This is a genomic window from Treponema phagedenis, assembly GCF_008153345.1.
Taxonomy (GTDB): domain Bacteria; phylum Spirochaetota; class Spirochaetia; order Treponematales; family Treponemataceae; genus Treponema; species Treponema phagedenis.
In genome coordinates this window covers 94,996-119,438 of record NZ_CP042818.1, presented here as the reverse complement: position 1 = coordinate 119,438, position 24,443 = coordinate 94,996, and the positions used below count along the sequence as shown (strand labels likewise).

At 39.8% G+C, this 24,443-nt stretch carries 18 protein-coding genes; 10 read left to right on the top strand and 8 right to left on the bottom strand.

The annotated features are described in order from the left end of the window. Window positions 1-23 precede the first annotated feature (23 nt). The gene (locus tag FUT79_RS00515) at window positions 24-2,435 is read left to right on the top strand and encodes a VWA domain-containing protein (RefSeq protein WP_052812608.1); all 2,412 of its coding nucleotides are present in this window, start codon (window positions 24-26) and stop codon (window positions 2,433-2,435) included. Window positions 2,436-2,954: 519 nt separating this feature from the next. On the opposite strand, the gene FUT79_RS00510 is transcribed toward FUT79_RS00515, so the two are convergent. From FUT79_RS00510 to FUT79_RS00495, 4 genes are all read right to left on the bottom strand, one after another. After that, the gene (locus FUT79_RS00510) at window positions 2,955-3,242 is read right to left on the bottom strand and encodes an HPF/RaiA family ribosome-associated protein (RefSeq protein ID WP_002701293.1); all 288 of its coding nucleotides are present in this window, start codon (window positions 3,240-3,242) and stop codon (window positions 2,955-2,957) included. A 149-nt stretch (window positions 3,243-3,391) separates the two neighbouring features. Beyond that, a complete protein-coding gene (mtaB, locus tag FUT79_RS00505; RefSeq protein ID WP_002701291.1) occupies window positions 3,392-4,756 on the bottom strand; it encodes a tRNA (N(6)-L-threonylcarbamoyladenosine(37)-C(2))-methylthiotransferase MtaB in 1,365 nt (454 codons plus the stop codon). Window positions 4,757-4,760: 4 nt separating this feature from the next. After that, on the bottom strand, window positions 4,761-5,372 hold the full coding sequence (locus FUT79_RS00500) for a tetratricopeptide repeat protein (protein ID WP_231577612.1): 612 nt from the start codon (window positions 5,370-5,372) through the stop codon (window positions 4,761-4,763). Window positions 5,373-5,383: 11 nt separating this feature from the next. Continuing rightward, entirely contained in the window at window positions 5,384-5,746 is a 363-nt protein-coding gene (locus FUT79_RS00495; RefSeq protein WP_002701287.1) for a bactofilin family protein, read from the bottom strand. Window positions 5,747-6,132: 386 nt separating this feature from the next. Between FUT79_RS00495 and FUT79_RS00490 the strand changes: the two genes are divergently transcribed. After that, window positions 6,133-7,314 (top strand): IS630 family transposase, encoded by a 1,182-nt coding sequence (locus FUT79_RS00490; RefSeq protein ID WP_024751818.1) that lies wholly within the window; start codon window positions 6,133-6,135, stop codon window positions 7,312-7,314. Between the two features lie 414 nt (window positions 7,315-7,728). On the opposite strand, the gene adhE is transcribed toward FUT79_RS00490, so the two are convergent. Next, window positions 7,729-10,383, bottom strand: coding sequence for a bifunctional acetaldehyde-CoA/alcohol dehydrogenase (gene adhE, locus FUT79_RS00485; protein WP_024752846.1), 2,655 nt, complete (start codon window positions 10,381-10,383; stop codon window positions 7,729-7,731). A gap of 569 nt (window positions 10,384-10,952) precedes the next feature. On the opposite strand from adhE, the gene FUT79_RS00480 reads away from it, so the two are divergent. From FUT79_RS00480 to FUT79_RS00465, 4 genes are all read left to right on the top strand, one after another. Beyond that, window positions 10,953-11,294 carry a hypothetical protein gene (locus FUT79_RS00480; protein ID WP_002696060.1) on the top strand — a complete coding sequence of 114 codons (342 nt, stop codon included), beginning with the start codon at window positions 10,953-10,955 and terminating at the stop codon, window positions 11,292-11,294. After that, entirely contained in the window at window positions 11,287-12,288 is a 1,002-nt protein-coding gene (locus FUT79_RS00475) for an SAM-dependent methyltransferase (RefSeq protein WP_024752845.1), read from the top strand. The genes FUT79_RS00480 and FUT79_RS00475 overlap by 8 nt, the downstream gene beginning before the upstream one ends. Window positions 12,289-12,515: 227 nt before the next feature. Continuing rightward, entirely contained in the window at window positions 12,516-14,246 is a 1,731-nt protein-coding gene (locus FUT79_RS00470) for a proline--tRNA ligase (RefSeq protein ID WP_148889191.1), read from the top strand. 13 nt (window positions 14,247-14,259) lie between these two features. Next, complete coding sequence (locus tag FUT79_RS00465; protein WP_148889189.1) at window positions 14,260-15,276, top strand: DUF7954 domain-containing protein; 1,017 nt, start codon at window positions 14,260-14,262, stop codon at window positions 15,274-15,276. A gap of 474 nt (window positions 15,277-15,750) precedes the next feature. Here FUT79_RS00465 and FUT79_RS00460 read toward each other — a convergent pair whose 3' ends face one another. After that, window positions 15,751-16,575: a hypothetical protein gene (locus FUT79_RS00460; RefSeq protein WP_148878521.1), complete on the bottom strand. Its 825-nt coding sequence runs from the start codon at window positions 16,573-16,575 to the stop codon at window positions 15,751-15,753. A gap of 287 nt (window positions 16,576-16,862) precedes the next feature. Here FUT79_RS00460 and FUT79_RS00455 point away from each other — a divergent pair, with 287 nt between their 5' ends. After that, window positions 16,863-17,456, top strand: a complete 594-nt coding sequence (locus FUT79_RS00455; RefSeq protein ID WP_024752841.1) for an SAM-dependent methyltransferase — start codon at window positions 16,863-16,865, stop codon at window positions 17,454-17,456. A 385-nt stretch (window positions 17,457-17,841) separates the two neighbouring features. Here FUT79_RS00455 and FUT79_RS00450 read toward each other — a convergent pair whose 3' ends face one another. Next, window positions 17,842-19,671: a hypothetical protein gene (locus tag FUT79_RS00450; RefSeq protein ID WP_002696073.1), complete on the bottom strand. Its 1,830-nt coding sequence runs from the start codon at window positions 19,669-19,671 to the stop codon at window positions 17,842-17,844. 56 nt (window positions 19,672-19,727) lie between these two features. Here FUT79_RS00450 and FUT79_RS00445 point away from each other — a divergent pair, with 56 nt between their 5' ends. From FUT79_RS00445 to proC, 3 genes are all read left to right on the top strand, one after another. After that, a complete protein-coding gene (locus FUT79_RS00445) occupies window positions 19,728-21,140 on the top strand; it encodes a tetratricopeptide repeat protein (RefSeq protein ID WP_024752840.1) in 1,413 nt (470 codons plus the stop codon). 314 nt (window positions 21,141-21,454) lie between these two features. Beyond that, window positions 21,455-22,552 carry an AI-2E family transporter gene (locus FUT79_RS00440; RefSeq protein WP_002696081.1) on the top strand — a complete coding sequence of 366 codons (1,098 nt, stop codon included), beginning with the start codon at window positions 21,455-21,457 and terminating at the stop codon, window positions 22,550-22,552. A 16-nt stretch (window positions 22,553-22,568) separates the two neighbouring features. Beyond that, window positions 22,569-23,354, top strand: a complete 786-nt coding sequence (gene proC, locus FUT79_RS00435; protein ID WP_039943658.1) for a pyrroline-5-carboxylate reductase — start codon at window positions 22,569-22,571, stop codon at window positions 23,352-23,354. Window positions 23,355-23,384: 30 nt separating this feature from the next. Here the strand turns inward: proC and FUT79_RS00430 are convergent, their stop codons facing one another. Further along, window positions 23,385-24,170 carry a hypothetical protein gene (locus FUT79_RS00430; RefSeq protein ID WP_148878520.1) on the bottom strand — a complete coding sequence of 262 codons (786 nt, stop codon included), beginning with the start codon at window positions 24,168-24,170 and terminating at the stop codon, window positions 23,385-23,387. Window positions 24,171-24,443 lie beyond the last annotated feature (273 nt).

The window sequence follows — 24,443 nt, the reverse complement described above, 5'->3', positions numbered from 1 at the left end:
GCGGAGAAAAAGGGGGAGAATCTATGCGGCAAATAAGAAAATTGCTGTCAATCTGTGTTTTATTCGGGGTGCTATTTTTACCGCTGACCGCACAGAGCCGTATGGTTAATCAGTCTGCTGATATAGTAGTCGTGATGGATACATCCGGAACGGTTTTGCAATATCATGATATCATCAATAACCGGGTATTAAAAGAGATAAATGATAAGTTTGTCAGAAAAGGCGATACTTTTCACGTTCTTTCTTTTAATGCAAAACCGCGATATGAGGTATCACAAATTATTAACTCTGAAGCTGATATGTCAAGGATTGTATCCCGATTTATGCTTTTATATCAGCTCGGCTTAAATTCCGATTTTCTTTCCGCCTTGGATTATGCAAAACAATATGTGAATTCTCTTCCGCAAAAAAAAGAAAAACTATTGATTATTATCTCCGACGGAATTTTTAATCCGCCGGAGACAAGTCCGTATAAAAACTATAATGCAGAACAAATTAAAACAGCCCTTGCAAAAAACGCTGCGGCAATTCGACAAACCGGTTGGAAGGTTTACTATGTAAAACTTCCCTTTCCGTCGGGGGTTGCCATTAAGGATTTGGATGGGAATCTCTATACCGGTACAATGGATAATAATGGAAACATAACGTATCCCGATGGAACAAAAGGAAAAATAAAAATTGATCCGTCCGTAACAAAAAAGGGCGAAACATCAGGCTCTCAATCAATCGGAGGGGAGACCGGTCAACAAGGAAAAGGATCTGCCGCCGAACAATCCGGCTTTTCAGCAGGAAAAACAGGGCAAAATCAGAGAGCTCCCTCCATGTCTGGCGGTATTGATACCGATTCCGGTACCGAGTTGGGACAAAGTTCGGGTACTCATTTTTGGGGGGGAACCGGCACAGAATCTTCCGGAAGCAGCGACACTCTTTCAAAGACTCAATCTTTGGGAAATATCGGCAGTAACTCCGCACGACAATCATCCGGAGATAGTGGTTACGGTTCGGAAACTCAACCTTTTAACGACACGCACGCTAGTCCTGACACTCAGTCTTCCGGAGAGGGCGGACTTAATTCAGAGTCCGGTTTGAATCTCGATTCGGGTTCTGAAGGAATTTCGCAGAGCAATTCAGAAAGCTCTTCCGACTCTCAAGCCGCGGAAGGAGTTGAAACCGCTACCGATGTTTCCGGCGAATTTACAAAAGCGGCAGGAATTAATCCGAGTAAGGTGAACGCAGACGGTAGTGTTGAGTTTGATGATACACAAAAAGCGCTTCCGCAAGTTATTTTTCCTAGCACAATTAACGCAACAGGGAAAAGCTTTAGCTTGCCTTTAACAATTAAAAACAGCGCTTCCGAATCGGTTCAGCTGCAATTAAATGCTGTTATATTTGATAATGGTTTTGATTCTGAAAAGATTTTAGTAAAAGGAAAAAGCGTTACGATAAAAGTCGGTGAAGAAGTTCAGATTGCTCCTAAAATACAGCTTCCAAAAGGATACGCAAAGCAAGGAGCATATCAAATAAATCTCAGACTTGAATTTGCTGAAGGAAAGCGAGTGCATCCGCAAACCGCTTCGGTAAACTTGCAGGTTCTTCCCTCTGCGCTTGAAGGATTATTCGGTGAACATGCAATCCTGTACCTCATTTTGCTTATTTTACTTGTACTTATTTTACTTTTCTTACTCATATATTTTATTACTCGCAGAACTTCGCATCCGGTATCACGAGCAATCAGTACAGCAGGCAAGCAAAGTACTGAACAAGAAGAAAAAGCTCATGCAGTTGAAACAATGAATAGCTTCACTAAGGAGGAAAAGTATTATCCGCATCAGCTTGACGAAAAACCTGACACAAAAACTTCTCTTAATAGCTTTGGACAATCCAGTTTTGCAACCGCAACGGAATCTCGTACGGCTTTTACCGCTGATACAAGTAGAATTGCTTCACAGCAAACTGCGGATTCACAAAATCGTTTTGCAGTTTTAAATTCTGCAGGAGCAAATTTCGCGCAAAATCGAGGGAATTTTGCTCCGGCAAATCACTCGGAAAAAATCGAGATTAAGCATAACCAATCAGGCATGACTGAAATTTTTGTCTTTAATCAGACAAGGGCAATCGGAAAACGAAATATTCACGTTATGCGGCCCGGTTCACGCTTGAGCGTTGGCGGCGGAAAAAGCGATGACTTTTTAATTTTCCTTGTTCCTTTCCCCTCAAAACTTGCGCAGGTGCGGTATGATGGGAGAGATTATCATCTTGCAATCCTAAAGCCTCAGTACTTTCCATACGAAACCTCAAACATGATACATAATTGTATAGGGAAAAGTATCACGGCTGTTTCCGATATGGGATATCATGTGTTGTTTACTTTCAGACAGTACGAAGATCCAATTGTTAAGCTGAATAAGATTTTAAAATCAATTGAATATAAGTGATTTGCGTAATGTAAAAAGCGCGGCTTGTTCCCAGTATAACGTTTTGTAATTAAGTGCTGTTAGTAATTGGAGTATTAACAGGCAGTTTGAGAATTAATTCAGTATCACTATGGTAAATTGCTCGCCCTTGCTCAATTCCAAACGATGTTTTAAAGCATCAACATAAAATTGTAAAATTGAAGCTTTAAAACTCGTTGGCGAAGTTACAGTAAATTTTCAAAACTTCGCCCTATGGTAAACTGCCCACCGTTGCGCCGTGTCGAGTTCTTTTTATATAAAATTTTTTACAAGTCATATTGAATGAATTAAAAAATAATCGAGTTATCAAAAAAATGCTACACCGGTTTTTTTGTTTAAGGTGTTGTAAGTGTAATAAAAACAGCCTCCCTCTTTTTAAAAAGGGAGGTTTAGATTTTTATTTAATCAAAAAAGATCGTTAAACTCAAAATCGATATATTCGGACTTTGTTGAATAGCAGACACCTGATTTCCGGTATTAAACCGGTAGGTTTTGCCTTTGTTATTTTTTTGTTTGTATTTTATCTTTTTCTTTTTTTACTTTTTGATCCAAAACATCCATGAGTTTATTTACTCCCGCATTAAAGTCATAATCTTCGGTTGATACATGGGCTGTTCCGCCCTTAAAATTAACGGTACACTCATAGATAAATTTTTTATCAAGCTTAATATTACAAAGAACATCGGTAATTAAGTCTTTTGCGTATTGAATTCTTTCAAACTTTTTTAATGCGTAGGCTTTTTGCTCTTCATCCATGGTGAATTTTACTGCTTGAATATTAATGTTCATAAATCCTCCTAATAACTACTTTCAGTCCAACAAAGGGCAGAGTTTCCTTTTTGTTAAACTTTAGTCTTAAATAAAACAAGATGCTGCGCAAGATGTTTCTTTATATGGATAGAATAACACAAAAAAATCTAAAAGTCGAGGATTTAAATTTAATAAAAATTATTTTTATACAGCTCTGCCTTGTTTCCCTGTACTTTTATTATAACCGCCTTTCCTTGCAAATCTTTTTCGTTGCAATCAAAGGGCAAACTTAAATAGTTTTCAGTAAGCACTTGCGGTTTGTCCGTATATTTTTCAACAACGGCAAAAAGTGTTTTCCCGTCCCAGTATGCTAGATAGTCCTTGTAATGTTCTTTTGCCAATGCTTGCAGCATGGCGACACGCTTACCCGCAATTCTTTGCGGCACCTGTCCTTTCATGCCGGCAGCTTCGGTTCCGGGGCGAGCCGAAAAAGGAAACGCATGAATACCGGTAAACCGTAAATCCGTACAAAGTGAAAGCGTTTTCTCAAAATCTTCTGCCGTTTCACCGGGGAATCCTGCAATAATATCACAGCCTAAAAAAGGATTTTCCTTTATGCTCCGCAAAGCAGTAACAACGGAAACAATATCGTCTGCGGTATACGCACGGTGCATAGCGTTCAGAATGGCGTTACTGCCGGACTGTATTGAAAGATGAAAATGCGGCGCGATACGCGGATTTTCCGCAACTTTCAAAAAAGTGGGGGTGATACTTTCCGGATAGAGGCTTGATATACGTATGTGAATTTTTTTTGTTTCATCCAGTAATTGCTGCAAAACATCTGCAAAATTTTTGCCTTCGCTTTTATATTGAGAAAGATTTACTCCCGAAAGTACTAACTCCGCAAATCCCTCATCTTCGATTGCTTGCGCACGACGGATAACTTCAGTAACGGGCAGGGAGACTGATTTACCGCGTGCAAATCGAATTCTACAGTATGCGCAGGCGCTGTTGCAGCCGTCTTGTATTTTTAATGTTGCCCGTGAATGAAACAAAAAATGTGCGGTACTCAAGGCAAACATTTCAGAATCTTTTTTAGAGTCCAAATCCGTGTTTTGTAAAAATTGCAAAATCTCCGAAACATCAGCAATATAAGAGTCTGTAAGACGCATACTGTTTTTTTCAAGTAATTGATATAAAAGTTTTGGTAATTTTTTTAAAGCATCTTTTTTCTTTCCGGGAAAGCTGATAACTCTTGAATCTATTGTTTCTATTGTTCTGCCTTCAAGCTCTGCGTAACAACCGGTAACCAGAATAACCGCATAAGGAAATTTTTGTAAAAGAAGTCTTATAAGCCTGCGAGCTTTTTGTTCAGCCTTGCTTGTAACCGTGCATGTATTTACGATACATAAAATTGTATGATCCGGCTCTTGCGGAGATACATGTACTTGAAACCCTTGCAAAGAAAAAAGCACGGCAAGCGATTCGGATTCAACTTGATTAAGTCTGCATCCCAATGTTTCAGGGCAAATAAAAAAAGGAAGTTTTTCCATAGAGTTAAAAGTTTTTTAAAAGGCGCTCTTTTCCTTTTTGCGCATCAATAAGATTTTTATTTAATTCCAAGGCTCGATTATACGCTTCAAGGGAGTAACGATTTTCCTTTGCGCGCTCGCGAGCATATCCGAGACGAGCCCACCACTCACTATTCAAAGAATTGAGTTGTAACGCAGCGGAAAAAGCCATATCCGCATGCCTGAATTTTGAAAGGCGTAAATATATTTCACCCATAAAATAATAAACCACCGCTTGCCGCACCCCATTCGGTGCATAAGAAATATAATTCTGAAAATATTTTAACGCTTCTTCATTTTTTCCAAGATAGAATAATGCTTCTGCTTGTATTTCTATCAACCGCGGGTCATAAATTGAAAGCTGCCTCCCTTTCTGAGACCAGTCAAGAGCTTCCTGATACTTACCTGCCCCGACAAGCGCCCATGAAAGGATAACATAACTATCAAGATTTTTAGGATTACGCTTAATCTCATTTTTACACGTGTCGATTGCCTGCTCGTACTCTCTCGATCGATATAATAAAAGAGCATCCTGTGCTTGAAGCAAGGCTAAAAAATAAAAAATAAAAGATATAAAAAAAACAGATTTTTTTTTCAATTGAGAAACCATTACCCGGGACTTGTCATAGAACAAACACCGGAAAAAAAACATCCGCTATCCAAAACAACTTCCGGTGCGGTTACATCACCTGTAAGCCGCCCGCACGAAAACACATGGACAAGAGAAGTTGCTTTTATATTTCCGATGACCTCTCCCTTGATAACAACACGATCCGCTAAAATATTCGCCCTTACCTTTGCACCTTCAGCAATCATCAAATCACTGCCGGACTCTATTTGCCCCTCAACAGCCCCCTTAATCATAAAAGGTTCCTTGAACTGAATGCTGCCCGAAAAGTGAATGTCGGTTGCCAACACGGTATCATAATCTTCTTCATCAAAATCTATTAAATCAATCTTATCTTTTGCCATTATTTTTATACCATATCAAGCTTTTAATTTGAGGTCAAGAGGAATAAAACAGAGCTCGTGTTATACAGAAACGGAGTTCGCGTCTTTTTCTTTTTTATCAAGAAGAGTCCAACACAACGGTTTCATTTTGCCGTCCGAGGCAAAACCAAACCTTCGAGTTTAAAAATTCCCTATTATAAAAAAGAGTCCGACACGGCGCAACGGTGAGCAAACTTACCATAGGAATGCTTAAATCCGCAGTCCCTCATTGTTGATACTCCGATTTTTATAACAGGAACTTAATTACAAAACGTTATACTCGTATAACGTTTTTCTGAAAAGTATATTGTATTTTTCTTTGGTTTGTGATACTATCTCAACAGCTTTTTATCACTAAGGAGTATTGCATGCCAAAACCGCCGAGTAAACTTGAACTAAATCCTGAAGAGCTCACGTACCTTGAATCACTTGTTCGTTTACGAACAATCCAAGCACAAACGCTCACGCGTGCACGAATACTTTTGCTTAAAAGCAAGGGGCTGTCCATTAAGGAAACAGCCGACAAGGTAGGCTATACGTATAGAAGCGTTGCGCTCTGCCTTAAGAAATATAAGCAGGGCGGCGTAGAGCATGCTCTCACCGATGCACCCGGACGCGGAAACAATCCGGAAATTACCGATGAAGAGAAATCGTGGATTATAAATCTCGCTTGTCAAAAACCGACTACTTTTGGGTATGCTGCAGAAACATGGACTTACGCACTGTTAACAAAGCATATTAACACCACCGCTGAAAGTGCAGGATACCTACGGCTCGCTACTATCCATAAAACAACGGTATTTAAAATACTAACTGAAGCAGACATTAAACCTTACAAAATAGAATATTACTGTGAAAACAGAGACCCTGACTTTGATAGAAAAATGCACAATGTTTTGCTCGTTTATAAGCAACTTGAACTTTATTTTGAGGAAAATAAGCCATTACAGACAGAAGAAGGGAAGAATATCCATGTTGTTTCGTATGATGAGAAGCCCGGCATACAAGCTATCGCGACGACAAGCGATGATTTACCTGCTGATGAAACCCATCAATGCATTCGCCGTGATTATGAATACAAACGGCTTGGCACGCTCTCACTTTTAGCAGGCATTGATTTACAGACGGGGGATGCCATTCCTCTTGTAAGCGACAGTCACACCAGTAAAGATTATGTGCAATTTCTTAAAATACTTGATGAACGATACCCGCAAGAAGATAAAATTAGAATCATTTTGGATAACTTAAAAGTACATACCTCCAAAGAAACCATTCGATATCTTTCAACGGTACCGGGAAGATTTGAGTTTGTGTTTACGCCAAAACATGGTTCGTGGTTAAATATGATTGAAGGATTTTTCAGCAAACTAACAAGACAACTGTTGCGGGGCATGAGAGTAAAATCAAAAACAGAGTTAGTTAATCGACTGTATAAATACTTTGACGAGATTAATGAAGAGCCAGTCGTATTCCATTGGAAATACAATCTTGATGATCTCGATGTTTCTGAAGCGGTTATAACCGACGCTCTCAAATATGAACTTAATTAGAAAACGTTATACTAGAGTGCTTTAAAATTATGCACAGGTTTTATAATCGTCTTTCCGCGCGACATACGCCTGCCGGCACCGTGCGGGGCAAAGTAATTCCATTCCGCATTTCCTTTACCGATACAAATCAAAAAGCCGTCACGCCTTTGCGTAAAATTTTATTTTTGATATCAACATACTTATGCATTGACTCCAAAAAATCTTGCAGCGTAAAATTCATTTTTTCTAAAATTATTTCTCGCATAGTCTTCCTGTTCTCGGAAGCAAAATCTTGAGGTATAGCCATGTCGTGCAAATAATTATTCGTGTATTCTCCGAACAAATATGCCAGTTCATTTGGAAGCTCTAAGTTTAGCGGAATCCTCAAACCAAAAACGCACGCACCTCTCTTGGGGAAGAGAGGTGCAGTTTACATTATTTTTTTGCCGGTTTTGCGGGCGGTTTTGCGCCGATTGCTTTTGCTATGTCGGGGTTTGTGGGTTTGTAGTCTTTGCCGTAATAGCATTTCAGGTATAATTCCCGAATTTCGCTTACAAGCGGATAACGCGGATTTGCCGTGGTGCATTGGTCGTCAAAGGCTTTTTCCGACATATCGTCAAGGTGTTCGAGGAAATCTTTTTCGGGGATTCCTGTTGCGCGAAAATCTTCGGGGATTTCACAGATTCGTTTGATCTCTTCGATTTTCTCGATGAGCTTTTCGGTTTTTTCTTCGTTTGTTTTTCCGCCAAGATTAAGGTGATCCGCAATTTTTGCATACCGTTCAAGGGCAACCGGATATTTGTATTGCGGGAAAATCGCCTGTTTGCGCGGCGCTTCGGTTGCGTTATATCGGATGACATCGCTGATAAGCAGGGCATTTGCCAAACCGTGTGCCGTATGATGCTGCGCACCGATTTTATGCGCCATTGAGTGGCATACGCCGAGGAAGGCATTTGCAAATGCCATACCTGCTAAGGTTGCCGCATAGTGCATTTTTTCCCGTGCTTTGACATTTTTTTCGCCCTCTGTATATGCCGCCGGCAGATATTTGAAAATGAGGCGCAAAGATTCAAGCGCAAGCCCGTTTGTAAAATCCGTTGCAAGCACGGAAACAAAGGCTTCAATGTTATGCACGATTGCGTCAATTCCCGAATAGGCGGTGAGAGCCTTCGGCAAGCCGAGTACAAAGTCCGGATCGATAATTGCCATGTCGGGCGTAAGTTCGTAATCGGCAATCGGGTATTTAACGCCGGTTTTGTCATCGGTAACAATTGCAAAGGGTGTAACTTCCGATCCAGTTCCGCTGGTGGTGGGAATTGCGACCAGTACCGCTTTGCTGCCGAGTTTGGGGAATTTGAACACGCGTTTTCGTATGTCCATAAAGCGTAAGGCAAGTTCACCGAATTTTACCATCGGCTGTTCGTACAGCATGCGCATTATTTTTGCCGCATCCATCGGACTTCCGCCGCCGAATGCAATAACCATATCGGGTTTAAAGGAGTTCATCAAATCAACGCCTTTGTAAATGGTGCTTAAATCGGGATCCGGTTTTACATCGGAGAAAATCTCGTGCTCAATTCCGAGTGTGTCGAGGGTTTTAGTGAGTTGCCAAACCATTCCGCAGTCGTGCAGGTATTTATCTGTTACGATAAAGGCGCGTTTTCTGTCGGCATAATCGGTTAAACCTTCGCTGACCGCATTTTGTTTAAAGTAAATTTTGCGAGGCACTTGGAACCATAACATGTTTTCTCTGCGCTCGGCGACTGTTTTTATATTCATAAGATGTTTTACTCCCACATTTTCACTAATCGCATTTCCTCCCCAGCTTCCGCAGCCGAGAGTTAAAGAAGGCTCAAGTCTGAAATTGTAAATGTCTCCGATGGCGCCTTGCGAGGCGGGCATGTTTACAAGAATTCGTCCGGTGCGCATTTTACCGCCGAAAGCATTTATCCGTTCATGGTTTTGCGGATTGGTGTACAAAACAGCCGTGTGTCCCATACCTTCCAGCGTAATTTGTTTTTCAGCTTTTTGGCACGCATCCTCAAAGTTTTTTGCGTGGAACATACCCAAAACGGGAGAAAGTTTTTCGTGTGCAAAAGGCTCCGATCGCTCCAAAGTGTCGCTCTCGCCGATTAAAACCTTTGTTTCTTCCGGAACTTTTATTCCGGACATTTCTGCAATCCTATACGCTGACTGACCGACGATGGCGGAATTTAAAGCTCCGTCGATAATAATTGTTTTGCCTACTTTTTCTTTTTCCGCCGGACTTAAAAAATATGCGCCGCGCTGCAAAAATTCTTTTTTTACGGCGTCATACACCGAGTCAACCACAATAACGGATTGCTCACTTGCGCAAATCATTCCGTTGTCAAAGGTTTTACTTAAAAGGATGGAGCTTACCGCCATTTTGATATGAGCGGTTTCGTCGATCACGGCGGGAGTATTTCCCGAGCCGACACCGATTGCGGGAGTGCCGGAGGAATAGGCGGCGTGCACCATGCCGGGACCGCCGGTTGCCAAAATGAGCGAAATTTTCGGATGGCGCATCAGTGCCGCCGAAAGCTCCACAGAGGGTTCGTCAATCCAGCCGATAATGTCTTTCGGTGCGCCTACTGCAACAGCCGCATCGAGAATGATTTTTGCCGCCGCAATTGTTGATTTTTTTGACCGTGGGTGCGGAGAAAACACAATTCCATTTCTTGTTTTAAGCGCAATAAGGCTTTTAAAAATCGCGGTTGAGGTAGGATTTGTTGTCGGAACAATCCCCGCGATAACTCCCAACGGCTCCGCAATTTTTACAATTCCCGCAGCGGAGTCATGGCTGATGACTCCGCAGGTACGTTCGTGAATATATTTGTTAAAAATATATTCTGCGGCAAAGTGGTTTTTAATAACCTTGTCTTCAAAAATTCCCATGCCGCTTTCTTCGGCGGCAAGTTTTGCCAAGGCAATGCGGTTTTCGTTTGCCAACTGTGCTGCGTGTCTAAAAATCAAGTCTACCTGCTCTTGAGAAAATTCAGAAAATTCTCTTTGGGCAGCTTGAACACGCTCAATCAAAATTTGCAAATCTTCCGTAGTTTTTACAATCATAAGCGCTTCCTTTAAAAAAATATCGATAGATATTTATAATTTATTGAGAAAAAACTGTCAAGTATTTTGATAAAAGTTTTTAATAAATTTTTATTGTATTTATTTGAGTTCTACCGCTTATCGAGTTTTGTTTTTGATTTTTCTATCGGAGTTTGCACAATTTCATTTGCTTGTCTTAGAAAACCACTGGAAAACTTTTCTTAAAGGATTTGAGAGGAATCAATGCGGTTATCTTAAAATTTGTTACATGAAAGATAAAACACGGTAGAGCTCAGTGGTATCGTTTGGAATATACCGAATTTAAGGAACAGATGTTTTCTTTGTACAAAACTTTATGCCTATGGTAAATTACCCACCGTTGCCAAATTCCAAACAATGTTTTAAAGCATCAATACAAAACTATAAAATTGGCTTTAAAACTCGAAATGCGGTACGGGGGAAGTTTTGTTTAAAGGCAGTTGTTTGAAGCGGAATACGGTAAATGCAGCCTCCCCTTGTTCATGCGTAAGTCCTAAAGGTTTTCTTATGCGGTTGACAAAGCCGATAATATACGGCACACTCAATCGCTTATGAGTGAAGAGAAAAGACGAGCGGAGCGATATCAGGATTTTGCCCGCGTTTTTGCAAAAGAGATTACACCCCTTGCGGGAGTTTTGAACAATGTGAATAAAGGTGGCTGCATGATAAATTTTTCTCATATAAGTGATCTTGATATGAATGATGAGTATACCGTGACGATTTTTCCTTCTCCCGACAAAGAAATGAATCCCTTTGATATTCTTGTGCAGCCTATGTGGAAGCATGAAGAGCCTGATTCTTATAAGGTCGGGTTTTCAGTGTTACACTCAAAAGGAACTGCGCAGTATAATTTATATGTAGAAAAAGTAGCGGAATTATGTAGTAATGACTGATTTTACGCAACTTTTAGGAAAGGCATGGTTGCCTATTCGGTATTTTGAAGCGAATCTTTATGCGGAGCTTGGGGTGTCAATTGAAGAGCAATCTCGTAATCCCGAAGATGTTCGCTTTTTTTCAAATATTCCTTATAGAGAAGTTTTCCCTCAAAATGTTTTTTGGTCGCAATGCTGTTTTGAAAAGCCCTTTATTGCTCAGTTCAAAAGTATTTCCGAAGCGGCGGAGGTTTTGCGTAGCGTTCAGCGGAATTGGACGTTATATCCAACAACGCTGTTCCGTCGCGCAAAGCTTATTGAAGAGAGGTTGCCTTTTATCAGTAGAAAACCGCGCAGATTTCCTTATGCAGTGCCGGATTTACCGATGGGCGTTTGGACTCTTTTAGATGAAAGAACATTGCTTGCATCGGCGGTTACCTCGTCGCCTTTTCCGCTTGGGCAGATTTTTTTTCAGGAAGATAAGATAAACCCGCCGAGCCGGGCATATCTTAAGCTTTGGGAGGCGATGACACTACTTGAGTTTTATCGAAAAAAAACAATTGCGGAAAAAGGCTTTGAGGCGGAGGGGTGGGCTTTACCCGGTGCCGGAAGCCGTTGTCTGGATGCAGGGGCATGTCCGGGCGGATGGAGTTGGGTTTTAACTCAAATGGGAGCCGAGGTGGTTGCCATTGATCGAAGCGAGCTTGCGGATTCCCTCATGCAAAATCCGAAGGTTCAATTTATACCGCACGATGCTTTTACAATTACGCCGCAAAAGCTTGGCAGATTCGATTGGATATGTTGTGATGTTATTTGTTATCCACCCCGCCTTTTGGATTGGGTACATACATGGCTTGCTTCCGGACTTTGCGAAAATTTTATTTGTACGATAAAAATGCAGGGTGAGCCGGATTTTCGCAGTACAAGAGCTTTTGCATGTATTCCGCATTCAAAAGTTGTGCATCTTACGGCAAACAAGCACGAGCTTACCTGGCTGCATGCCCCATGGCTTTAACCGCCTTATTTTGCGCATAACAGTTTTGCCAAATCTCATGTAAAATAACACAAAGGTTGATATAAAAGACGGTTCCCAATTCTTGAAAAAAGCACTCTCTTATTCAAATCTCTTTGTAACTTTAAATGGTGCTTATTTTCTTGAATATAGCCGATTATTGCAGCTTTTCAAAGCGCTGAAAAACGGCTATAGTAAAAAAACAATTAACAGATTTTAATGAGGTCTTTATGAAAATGTCACAAATGTTTATGCCAACGCTCAGAGAAGTTCCCTCAGAGGCGGTGATAGCAAGTCATCAGCTTTTATTGCGTGCCGGCATGATACGAAAAATAGGGAACGGGTTATTTGCATATTTACCGCTTGGCTTGCGTTCTTTCCATAAAATAGAAAACATTATCCGCGAAGAGCTTGATGCGATCGGCTGTCTTGAATGCAAACCTTCCGTAGTTATTCCGGGAGAGTTATGGCAAGAATCGGGACGCTGGGATGCAATGGGCGATGAGCTGCTGCGAATGAAAAACCGGCTGAATCAGGATTTGGTGGTAAGCCCGACGGCGGAAGAAGCGTTTACAGCACTTTTGCGTTTTGAACTTTCATCGTACAAGCAATTCCCGCTCACCTTATATCAAATTAACACAAAGTATCGGGATGAGATCCGCCCGCGGTACGGGCTGATGCGCGCTCGGGAGTTTACAATGATGGATGCCTACTCGTTTCATACCACACAGGAGAGTTTAGACGAAGTGTATGAACACTTCAGTCAGGCATATCGAAAAATCTTTGCGCGCTGCGGACTTTCAGTTATTCCGGTACGGGCAGATTCCGGTGCGATGGGCGGAAGCGGTTCCGAAGAATTTATGGTAGAGTCCGAGGTGGGCGATGATACGCTTATTCTTTGCCCGAAATGCGGCTATGCGGCAAACGTTGAAAAAGCGGCCTGTGCCCCCGATGCAAAAATCAATGTGCAAAAAACCGCTCAAAAGCCCGAACCGATTGATACCCCGAATGTAAAAACAATCGAAGAGCTTACGGACTTTCTTTCCACTTCTCCGGACTCGTTTATTAAAACGCTTATTTATCGGGCGGTAAATTCAGAATTTGCCTGCAGCGGGTTTGTTGCGGTTTGTATTCGCGGCGACCTTGACGTAAACGAGGCAAAGCTTGCGGCGCAGCTAAAGGCGAGCGAAGTTGCTCTTGCCGATGATGCCGATGTTGAGCGCATTACCGGCGCTGTTGTCGGTTTTGCGGGGCCGGTCGGACTGAAAGGCGTTCCCATTCTTGCCGATGAATCGGTGATGCTTATGCACGATGCAGTTACCGGCGGCTTGAAAAAAGATGTACACCTTATCCATGTGGAGCCCGAACGAGATTTTACTCCCGATTTGGTTTGCGATGTGCGAACTGTTAAGGCGGGCGACCGCTGTTTGCATTGCGGCGCACCTTTTTACAGCAAAAAAGGAAATGAACTGGGGCATATATTCAAACTCGGATTTAAGTACACCAAATCAATGAACATGACCTTCCTTGATGAAAACGGCAAGCAACAGTATCCGACAATGGGCTGTTACGGAATCGGCATTGACCGCACGCTTGCCTCGGTAATTGAAGAACACTACGATGAGGACGGAATTGTTTGGCCTTTAACGGTTGCACCATATCATGCGGTTATTGTGCCGATTAAATACGAAGGCAAAATGAAAGAAGCAGCCGATGCTTTGTATACGGAACTGCAAACCGCCGGTGTGGAGGTTTTGCTTGACGACAGGCACGAACGCCCGGGCGTAAAATTCAAAGATATGGATTTAATCGGAATTCCCATACGCTTGGTAGTCGGAGAAAAGAACTTACCGCAAATTGAGTGCAAGCTGCGCACCGAAAAAGAATCAAAACTTATTGCACAAAAAGAGGTGTGCGCATTTGTGCAAAAACTTGTACAAGAGGCGCTTTCAAAAAAATAAAAAGGAGAGCTTTATGAAAAAAACAGTATTTTTACTTGGCTTGATCTGTATTTCACTCAGTCTTTTTGCGGCGGAAAAAGAAAATATGCACACACAGGGCATATCCGGCGAGTATGTTATCTATCGGGATTATTCATGGAAAGAGCCAACATGGGTTGGCTTTCTATACTACGATGATGACACCTACGGAGCCATGCTCTACACGCCGAAAACTGAAAGCAGAGTATGTATGTTATTTAACGGACAAGACAAAAAAGGAAAGTTCATATTAAACGGACAAAATATTATTTCTAAAATTACGCCTTCAGATACCTTAGCGGTTAATTATTTAATGGATCTCTTACCGAGCCTCTATAATAGAAAAAAACTTCCCCAACCCTCAGCTCGGCTTGTTTCCCGCTCTGCCAAAAAAGATACTATGCACCAATTCGGCGGAGATATTGAATTGCAATATGCGACTTTTGTACCGCTTTTCCACATTGAAGCCTTAAAAAACTCAAAAGGAAAAACGATTTTGGAATTAGTACAAATGGGTAAAATTTCACAGGAAAACGATAAAAGCTTTTTCGAGTTTGTTGAACCTGCACCTAAAAAGCAAAACACAACGAACATCCCGACCATAAATACAAAAGCAAAAAAACAGGAATTTACCGTAGATACTATAAAACTGCAACTTGATTCGCAGTGGAGTCGTCTCACCGAAAATTCTTTTTTATCAAGTGCAGCCTTTATAACAATCAACACAATAAACGAATCTGCTTTTCAATCCGCAAACGAAGCAGACTCCTTGATAAAACTTTTTGCGCTTTCCGGCGATGTGGCAAAAGTACTGATTTCTCAGATGACAGCTACAGGCTCTCAGAACCGCTTAGTAATAACCTTTCCGGTATTTGACACAGAAACACAGATAATAAACACAAGCATCAAAACCTGCATCAAAAACGCTGACAAAAGCTATACCATTGTAAGCCTAACCGTAAACCAAAATATTTATCAAAAATACAAAAAATATTTTGACACACTCCTCTGACAACAGCGCAAATAGCACCGCAAGAGACAGGGACTGTATTACAAAAACGAAGCTCTGAACAAGACAAACTGAAGCAAAAGCACATCCCTTCTCTTGCGCAGGCTCTTCCCTTTTTTTTCATTAAAATGAGCCCGACACGGCGCAACGGTGAGTAAACTTACCATAGGGTAAATACTCCACCCCAAAAACGTTGCGTCCGCACTTAAACCTGCCCACACCGCACTCTCGCTTTCTGCACCCGATGCATGAATACAAACAGGTTAAACGTCATCCCTACCTAAAAGCCCGCGTATGTAAAACTAATGAATTCAGTTATTTTTGATTATACGAGTGCCTTCATACCATAATGATACAGAAAACTATGTGCATGCCTTGCCGCATTCGCTTTGTTTTTTGCATCATTGTTATTTGCAATAAATCCATATTTTTCCGGCTTTTAGATAATTATCAAAACTCACCGAAATACTAAACCTGTCAGAAGCCCAGAATCTCTTTTCGATTTTTTAATCCAAGCTCATAAAGATTTTCAGCAAGACTTAAAGACGAGTCGCGATTTTTATTAAGATTATTTAAAAAACAGTTCATTGAAAAATGTTGATACACCCCAAGCCTTTGTTCATTTTTCGGGCGTTTTTCATATATTTGAATAAGCCGCTCGGCATACACAGTAAACAAGCTTTTTTTTCGTAACTGCCCGTAACCTACCAGCCACAACTGACAGTCGAGGGCTTGTTGCAAAAATGCCGCTTGTTCCGCAAGCCATACTTGCGTTTTCTCAAGAAAATTCCATATTTTTTTATCACGTGAATCGCAATCTAAAAGCTTTTGCAGTTCGGCTGTTTTTGCTGTATGCAACGGAGTTTTATTTAAAATAATAATATTTTTTCTAAAATCGATTCCAAGCTCGGGGTTTCGCGAAAAAAAACCGTCCGCAGCTTTCCCTGCCTGTCCAACCAAATATCGCTGATTAGAATGCCGTTGCTCATTTTTTCCGGGATTATCTCCCACCAAAATAATCTTAATGCAATCATCCTTTTGTACAAAATCTAAATTATGATTATATACAATCGGCGTTTCAACCGGATAAGGAGGCACCTTATCTGCTAATGCCGCCTGCTCTTGCAAAATATCCAAAGCCGCTCCATCAAACAAAGCCGCATTTTTTTTACGCAACGAAGTTGCCGAAGCAGCTGTTTCCGGCGGCGAGTAGCGATACCCGAAATCTTCCAAACCGCGGATACAAAGCTCTTTAAATTCTTCTTTAAATGTATAAAAAGCATTCCATTGAGTTTCTGTCATAACAATGAGTATACCTGCAAGTGTTTGTTCAGCCTAGCCTCAAGTAACTTTCGCTATAAAAATTTTTCATTCGAATGGTAAATTGCTCGCCCTTGCGAAATTCCAAACGATGTTTTAAAGCATCAACACAAAACTATAAAATTGAAGCTTTAAAACTCGTTGCCGAACCAAAGACAGTTTTTACTCTTTTCGTATCAGCTGTTTTTCGCGGCGCAAACTCTGTGTAGGATTTTTCCTCTTCAAATTTATTGTAAATGCGCTTATAATACCGGCGATAAACGAGGAATATGATGAATCAATATGCAAAAGCGGACTTTTGGACTAAAAAAGCATTTTCTGAAGGGTATCCTGCGCGCTCGGTATATAAACTTGAAGAGATTAACAAAAAATTTAAGCTTTTTTCTCCTTCTGACAAAATTTTAGATCTCGGCGCCGCGCCGGGAAGCTGGACAAGTTTTGTTTTACGCAGGATGACTCCAAACGCTATGATCTGCGCGGTGGATTTGAAGCCGCTTGCGGAAAACATTATCGATGAGCGCCTGCATTTTTTTCAGGGAGATTTGTATAGCAAACAAATTATCCAATCGGTGAAAGAGCTCGGCCCCTACAACGCGGTTATCTGTGATGCGGCGCCCGCAACAACCGGCAACAAAACGGTTGACACGGCTCGTTCGTTAGGCTTAGTGGAACTTGCCGTATTTTATGCGCAGGAGATGCTCGTAAAAAGCGGAAATTTTACCGTTAAAATTTTTCAAGGCGGCGACCGCCAACAACTCCTCAAGGATATGCGCAATATTTTTGACACTGTAAAAACATTCAAACCGCAAGCGTGCAGAAGCAGCAGCTTCGAAACATACCTCATCGGATTAAATCGTAAATAATTCTCGCATGCTCGGGATGCCCGTGGTTCCAAACAGATAGGTTTATTTTAACAAGGATATCAAAACTCAGAACAAATTCAAACGATGTTTTAAAGCATCAACACAAAACTGTAAAATTGAAGCTTTAAAACTCGTTGGCGAAGTTACAGTAAATTTTCAAAACTTCGCCCTATGGTAAATTGCCCACCGTTGCTAAATTCCAAACGATGTTTTGCCTGATACTCCAGCGTAAGCAGACAAAACTCGTAGGCGAACCAAAAGTAGAAATTCTAAGGGTTCGCCCTTGCGCCGTGTCGAACTCTTTTTTATAAAATTTTTATGAGCAATATACGCTGTGTTCGGGTACTATGCTTTGAAACAGGTGCAAAAAAGCAGGTTGTTTTAGTTATTTTGCGGTAGGTTTTCCTCCGAAAAATAAAACAATGTCTTCGTACTCTGTTTTATGCTTTAGTTTAAGGAAAAGAGTTTTTGCTGCGGCATTATATACATAGCCCGATGAGTTATACATTTCAAAACGCGGATCGCTTCTAAAATCTCTTCCGTAAATTTGAATTTGCTGAAATGGCTGTATTCCGCATATTATTGCATAATGCGTTTCTCCCATGGGGAATTGTACTTTTATCGTCAGTTTTTGACGGGTGTTTTCCGTTATCTGAATACTTTGAGCACAGGTCCACGCCCAAATTCCCTTTTCAGACTGAATTGTAAGCGGCTCAATATGCGGATACCAAGTGTTGTCGGTTATCAAAAGGGGATATAAATCTGCGGCGGTTAAAATCTTTGAATCATCTACCATTAACCCGAGTCCGGTAGTTGCTTCTCCGGTAAGGGTAAATCGTGCGGGGAGGCTCGCCGCTTCTCCGGAAAATCTCATTAAAGAGGTGATAAGCATTCTTCCGATATGCTCCCAGATGTTATTCTCTGTGGTGCCATAACGCATAAGTATTTTCGCAATACGCAAAGTGTCTTCACTATTTATTGTTTCATTATCAGCGCTAAGATACAGTTGTTCATCAATCAGCAACAAGGCTTCTTTTATTTTTCTTTCGCATGTTTCCGAATTTTTTTCAAAAATATTTTCTTTTTCAGGATAATATTTTGCAAAGTCTAAAGAAATCTCAAGCAATCCGGCTGCTTGCAAAGGGGTAAAGCTTGCAGTATCCATTTTTTCCATTATTTTTTCTAAATCGCCGATAATAATACTGCTCTCTCTATAAAGTAAAAAAGGGATAAGGTTTGGGAATTCAAATATTTCTTTTTTTTGCTCAGCAATTACCCTGTTCAAAAAAATCCTTTCTTCTTTTTCTTCTTTTGCTAATGATGCATAGCTTTCAATCAGATTATTATAAAAAGGGCTGCTTATATATGTTTTTAATTCTTTAGAAATTGTTTGCGCCGGAACGGTTTCCATAGCGGCGCGATACATTCCTTTGTTTCCCATTTCGGCAATATATGCGGTAAGAAGTTTTTCCGTATATTTTTTAGCGGCAGTCGCGGTTTTAAATGAACTGAGAGCGGCCGATGTAAAATCTTCCAAAGTTTTGGTGTATGTTTCCAAAGAGCCTGCAGGGTTTAGTACAAGGTTTTCAAGAGTTAAGCCTTTAGATGATATATACGTTTTATAGATTGCAATAGGTTCTGCCCTTGAAAGTTTTACATAAGGAATTTGGTTATCGGTATTTTCGCTGATATTGCCGTCAATATAAAAATCTTCTGAAAATTCATATCTTTTTTTTCTATATTTTACGAACGGTTTTCCGTTTTGGTGTTCTATCCTTGCATTTTGCGTTATTTTCCATGGAATTAGAATATATTCAAATGTTTGCGGAATATTTGCCGAAACTCTTATAAAATCAATGTCTCCCCGTGTTTCCGAGGTAAATAATACGCTTACGCTATCGCTGCAGCGGACAGCAAATCCGTTTTGCATATTTTCATATGAAAGCACTTCCAAAGAAGTTAACTCTTCATCTTCATTCGCAGCTAAAACAGTGTTTTGTTCACTTAGATAAAAATTTAAGCCATTTGCCACTATATGCAGCGGCAGAAGGGGGTGTTGCTTCCCGTCTATTATTTCATGTCTGCCAGATACGGTCATAGTACCGATTACCGAAGAAAAAGTCTTTCCTTTAGTAAACTGGACGACGAAAATGCCGAAAAGAATACATACATATAATGTCGTCAATGCAACAATTCTGCTTGAAATATGTTTCATATATATAGCAGTTTAGCTAAAGAAAGCAAGAAATGCAATGCTTGCAAGGAGTTGGAATGGAAGTAAAACAATTTTTTTTGAGATTTGTGGCGGTAATAATTGTTTTAAGTGGGCTTATTGCCTGTCAAACACAAAAAGCCGTTTCGCATAAAGAAGTAGCGGAGGATGTAGAGAAAAAAGAATCAGATAATCCTCGTATTGAATTTGCGTATAAATTAAAGAATTTATTGCAGCAGGAAAAATGGGAAGACGCGTTAAAACTTTTTGACAAGCTTCCTCCTGAAGAGCAGGAAGATTTACAAATTCAAAACTTAAAACTTTCGGTTTTGATTTCAGCAAATAAGATACAAGATGCTGAAAAGCTTGCAAATTTATTAGAAAAAGAAAATCCTGAAAATATTGATATTTTATTTTCTCAGGCGACGCTTGCATTGGCAACCAATAATGCAAAAAAACGCAGCGAATACTTACATAAAATTTTAAAAATAAACCCTAAAAATATAGTTGCGCTTACCGAGCAAGGATACGATCTGTACAGTATGCGCAATTACGCAAAAGCAAAAAAAGTTTTTTTAAAAGCTTTACAGGAGGAGCCTAAACATACAGGGGCTTTGCTTGGGCTTGGGCAAATTAATTATATAGAAAACAATCTGGCAAATGCGGAAAAAAATTACGAACTGATTTTAGAAAAAGAACCGCAAAACGTTATGGCGATGGCGGAACTTGCCCGCATTAAATCAGAGACAAACAGAATGCTTGAAGCTTTAAATGATATGGAAAAGGTTGTCAGCCTTGACGCAAAAAATGCAGAATATTGGATAGATTTAGGCGTTTATTGTTCACAGGCGGGAAGGAAAGAGCGCGCAAACGAGGCGTTCAAAAAGGCGGTTGCCTTAGATCCTCAATCGTATTTTGCCTATATTTATCTTGCCGGTATAAATGACAGTCTTGGAAATAAAGAAGAGGCAATTAAATATTATAAAAAGGTTATTGAACTTTATCCTAAATATTATTTTGCATATGAAAGTTTGGGGGTTCTGCTTTTTGAAAAAAAAGATTGGAACGGAGCGGGAAGAGCCTTTATTGAAGCGCTTTCTTACGCGCCTCAAAACTGTTATTATGCATTAATGATAAGTCTTTGTTATCATAAAATAAATAATCCCGTAAAAGCAAAAGAATTTATGCAAAAATATATTCGTACTATCGACAGAACAAAAAATGCAACTGAATATTTTTTATGCAGATTGTTTGTTGATATGTTTGGAGAAACGGATGTATACAATAGGATTATGAAAGAAAAAATGATAGAAAAGAGAAAGCGAATGATGTTTTATCTTGGTGCATTCCATGAAATTACCGGCAACAGAAATATCGCAGAAAAATATTATCTTGAAGTATACTCAATGCAAATTCCGTCTTTTTTTGAGTACCGGTTGGCAGAAGCTAACCTTGCCTTAAAGAAAAAATAAGCTATAATGGTTATACTATTTTTAATAAAAATAGTATAAGAGATGGGACACCGCAGGTCTTCACGCATAAAAACTGAAATACAAAGAGTGAAAACTGTTTGAACAATAGGGCGTTGCCTTAGCAATGAAGAACGGACGCTACTGCATTTTGGAAAATATAGCAGTGCGCACGTTTTTAAAAGCGTAAAATCTGATTTGCTGCCGCTACGCAAAAGCAAGCCGAATATAGAGAAAATCTAAACCGCAGCGCCGAATAAAGTACCGTTTTTATTCTTTATGTGTAAACCGCGGAATTTCATTTTAAGGAAGAATTTATGAATAAAAATATCGGTTTTCAAACTATTTCATTTTTTATACTTTTAGGGCTGATGCTTGTTTTAGTAGGTAAACTGTTCTTGCCCTATGCAACGGTTTTATTTTGGTCGGCAATTTTATATATTTTAATCTCACCGCTTTATAATAAAATCATTGCTAAAATGAATCCCGAGAAAAAATGGTTTAATCTTACCCGCCGATTTCTTGCCGGCACCTTTGCAGTCGGAACAGTAGTTATTGTAGCGGCTGTTTTACTATTTATCGTAATCAAATTGGTTGGACAAGGAAAAGCACTCTTTCAAAGAATTTCTCTATTTCTTATAGACCACAATGAGTTATTTTTTAATTTTGATAAAGAAGCGTTAAACGAATTGGTTATAAAACTATCGATGGGAACGCTAGATATTTCGGCAATTGATATAAAAAAAGAAGTGATGAATTTTCTCAGTCAATATTCTTCAAATCTTTTGGGATATACTAGAACTCTTTTTGCAAACATGGGACTTTTTGCTGTTTCGCTAGTATTTACTTGCTTTACACTTTATTTCTTTTATATTGACGGTCATTATCTTTTAAATCTTTTTATTTCGATTATGCCGATAAAAGCCGATGCCAGCACAAAACTTTTGAACAAATTTAACGAAGTTACGACCAATCTTTTGAAAGGCTTGTTTTTAGTCTCTTTTTATCAATGCATTATTTCTTTAATTATTTATCTGATTTTTAAAGTAGAAGGAGCTCTTCTTTTAGCAATTCTTACTTTTTTCAGCTCTTTTTTACCCTTAGTCGGCTGTGCTTTTGTCTGGTTTCCGATCGGGATAGGTATTTGTCTACTTGAAGGTTGGCTAAAAGGAATTATTTTCTTGTTGGTTGCCGGAACGCTCATAAGCTTTATGGATAATTTTTTGCGTCCCTTTTTTTTAAAAGACAGAATAAAAATTCATCCCTTGCTTATCTTTTTCTCCATGCTCGGCGGTGTGCAAATGCTCGGATTCAACGGAATTATTTTAGGTCCCATGATTGTAATTTTGTTTTTTACGATTATTGATATTGCGCATGATTCGGAAAAAGAATATGCTTCGGTGTTTAATGAATAAAATAGAGAGAGGGTATATGAAAATCGGATTTTTAGGTTTTGGAAATATGGGGTTTGCTTTAGCTCAAGGCTTAGTGCATGCAAAGGCTGTTGATCCGAATGATATCTATGCGCTTGCCAGAAATAGAGAAAAACTTCAGGCGCGCTGCAATATATTAAAAATTACGGCAAGCGAATCGATGGAGCCTCTTATAAAAGAAAGCGATCTGATCGTGCTTGCGGTAAAACCTCATCAGATAGAAGATATTATTAAACCGATAAAGGCAAAGCTTAAAAAGAAGGTAGTTATTTCGATCGCAGCGGGAATGCTTTTTGAAGATTATGAAAAAATACTGCAAAAAGGAACCGAGCATATTTCATTTTTGCCTAATACCGCCTGCGCAATTGAAGAAGGCATTATCATTGTTGAAAATCGGCACAGTCTTACAGAAGAGCATATAACAGAAGTAAAAAATATTTTCGGCTCTTTAGGGCTTTTAGAATTTGCTTCGGCGGAGCAGTTCCCTATAGCGGGGACTATTTCAGGCTGCGGACCCGCATATGCGGCAATGTTTATGGAAGCCTTAGGTGATGCGGCAGTTAAGAACGGGTTGGACAGGGAAACAGCCTATCGACTTGCGGCAAAAATGCTTGCAGGCACAGGCATGCTCAAACTAAAAACAGACGATCATCCTGCGCATATGAAAGATGCCGTGTGTTCTCCCGGAGGGACAACAATCAAGGGACTTGCCGCTCTTGAGGCAAATGGGTTTCGCTCTGCGGTGATACAAGCAATTGATGCCGCTATGGGGAAAAACGGATAAATTTAAAGCTGTCGTGAATTTTCTGTATTTTTAATCTTTCCACGGGAAAATCAAGTTTTTAAAACTGCGGTTGCCGACAGTTTCAATATCATCTTCTAAAAGCTCATCCCAAGGAATTTGCTTGCGTGCTTTTTGGATTGGAATATCGGGATTCGCTTCAATCCAATCATATTTATACAAACGCAATTTGAATGCATTATTCCACGCAAGAATTATTCCGCTAAGATTAGGCGCAAGAAAAGCAAAAACAGGAGTCAGCGCAATCAAAAAAATTGTATATGCAAACATGAACAAAGTAAAACCGCTGTTATCAAAAAAAATAATGAAACATTTTTTAATGCATTTTATAAAATTTTTTTCGAGTTGAGCTCGAAGCGGTAAAAACCAAAGCAGTGAAAGTTCTACAATAATAAAAATCCAAAGAACGGTAATTCCGAACACAGTACCTAAAAAATTTTGCAAGGAAAAATAGTAAGGTAAAGCGGTCAATAAAAGAAAAAATATCAGCAACTGCACTAAAGCGAAAAGGACCCCATGCATCCACGTTTCTTTTATTGCAGAAAAAAAATCACTGCTTGAAAAACTCTTATAGTTCGCAACCTTTGCCTGCATCATAGAAACGGCAAGCGAAAAAACACTTATACAAACTATCATTAGAAAAAGAACTGCAATTGAAAGATACGTATTAAAAAGAGTCAGATGTGCTAAAAAAAATCCTCCAAAACAAAGAAAAATAAAAATGAGATTAAGTATAATAATTGATAAAAAGTTATCCCACCCGTCAAGAAAATTTTTTTTAAGAAAAAAGCCGATCATACTTTCTGAGCATATCACAAAACTATTTTTTTTTAAAGAGGATTTTTTTTGACGTTGAAGCTTCACTTTTAAGCGACTCGGAGTGCTGCTGCCAGCAATCTGTGGGGCTCTTTTTTATAAAATTGTCTTGCTTTGTATGAGATGTATTGAAGCCGGATAGAGTTATCGGAAAAACGTTATGCCGGTGAAACAGGGGATAAAAGCTGCCGCTTATTTTGTCCGATAATGACCGGCAAGCGGAGGTTTGTTTTCAAAAAAAGCATTCTTACGATT

Excerpts from the sequence above, each read along its gene's own strand:
- FUT79_RS00455 (WP_024752841.1), top strand. The coding sequence starts at position 16,863 with ATGATGAATCAATATGCAAAAGCGGACTTTTGGACTAAAAAAGCATTT.
- mtaB (WP_002701291.1), bottom strand. The coding sequence starts at position 4,756 with ATGGAAAAACTTCCTTTTTTTATTTGCCCTGAAACATTGGGATGCAGA.
- FUT79_RS00465 (WP_148889189.1), top strand. The coding sequence starts at position 14,260 with ATGAAAAAAACAGTATTTTTACTTGGCTTGATCTGTATTTCACTCAGT.
- FUT79_RS00490 (WP_024751818.1), top strand. The coding sequence starts at position 6,133 with ATGCCAAAACCGCCGAGTAAACTTGAACTAAATCCTGAAGAGCTCACG.
- FUT79_RS00470 (WP_148889191.1), top strand. The coding sequence starts at position 12,516 with ATGAAAATGTCACAAATGTTTATGCCAACGCTCAGAGAAGTTCCCTCA.
- FUT79_RS00480 (WP_002696060.1), top strand. The coding sequence starts at position 10,953 with ATGAGTGAAGAGAAAAGACGAGCGGAGCGATATCAGGATTTTGCCCGC.
- FUT79_RS00475 (WP_024752845.1), top strand. The coding sequence starts at position 11,287 with ATGACTGATTTTACGCAACTTTTAGGAAAGGCATGGTTGCCTATTCGG.
- FUT79_RS00440 (WP_002696081.1), top strand. The coding sequence starts at position 21,455 with ATGAATAAAAATATCGGTTTTCAAACTATTTCATTTTTTATACTTTTA.
- FUT79_RS00450 (WP_002696073.1), bottom strand. The coding sequence starts at position 19,671 with ATGAAACATATTTCAAGCAGAATTGTTGCATTGACGACATTATATGTA.
- FUT79_RS00460 (WP_148878521.1), bottom strand. The coding sequence starts at position 16,575 with ATGACAGAAACTCAATGGAATGCTTTTTATACATTTAAAGAAGAATTT.
- FUT79_RS00430 (WP_148878520.1), bottom strand. The coding sequence starts at position 24,170 with ATGATCGGCTTTTTTCTTAAAAAAAATTTTCTTGACGGGTGGGATAAC.
- adhE (WP_024752846.1), bottom strand. The coding sequence starts at position 10,383 with ATGATTGTAAAAACTACGGAAGATTTGCAAATTTTGATTGAGCGTGTT.
- proC (WP_039943658.1), top strand. The coding sequence starts at position 22,569 with ATGAAAATCGGATTTTTAGGTTTTGGAAATATGGGGTTTGCTTTAGCT.
- FUT79_RS00445 (WP_024752840.1), top strand. The coding sequence starts at position 19,728 with ATGGAAGTAAAACAATTTTTTTTGAGATTTGTGGCGGTAATAATTGTT.
- FUT79_RS00515 (WP_052812608.1), top strand. The coding sequence starts at position 24 with ATGCGGCAAATAAGAAAATTGCTGTCAATCTGTGTTTTATTCGGGGTG.
- FUT79_RS00495 (WP_002701287.1), bottom strand. The coding sequence starts at position 5,746 with ATGGCAAAAGATAAGATTGATTTAATAGATTTTGATGAAGAAGATTAT.
- FUT79_RS00510 (WP_002701293.1), bottom strand. The coding sequence starts at position 3,242 with ATGAACATTAATATTCAAGCAGTAAAATTCACCATGGATGAAGAGCAA.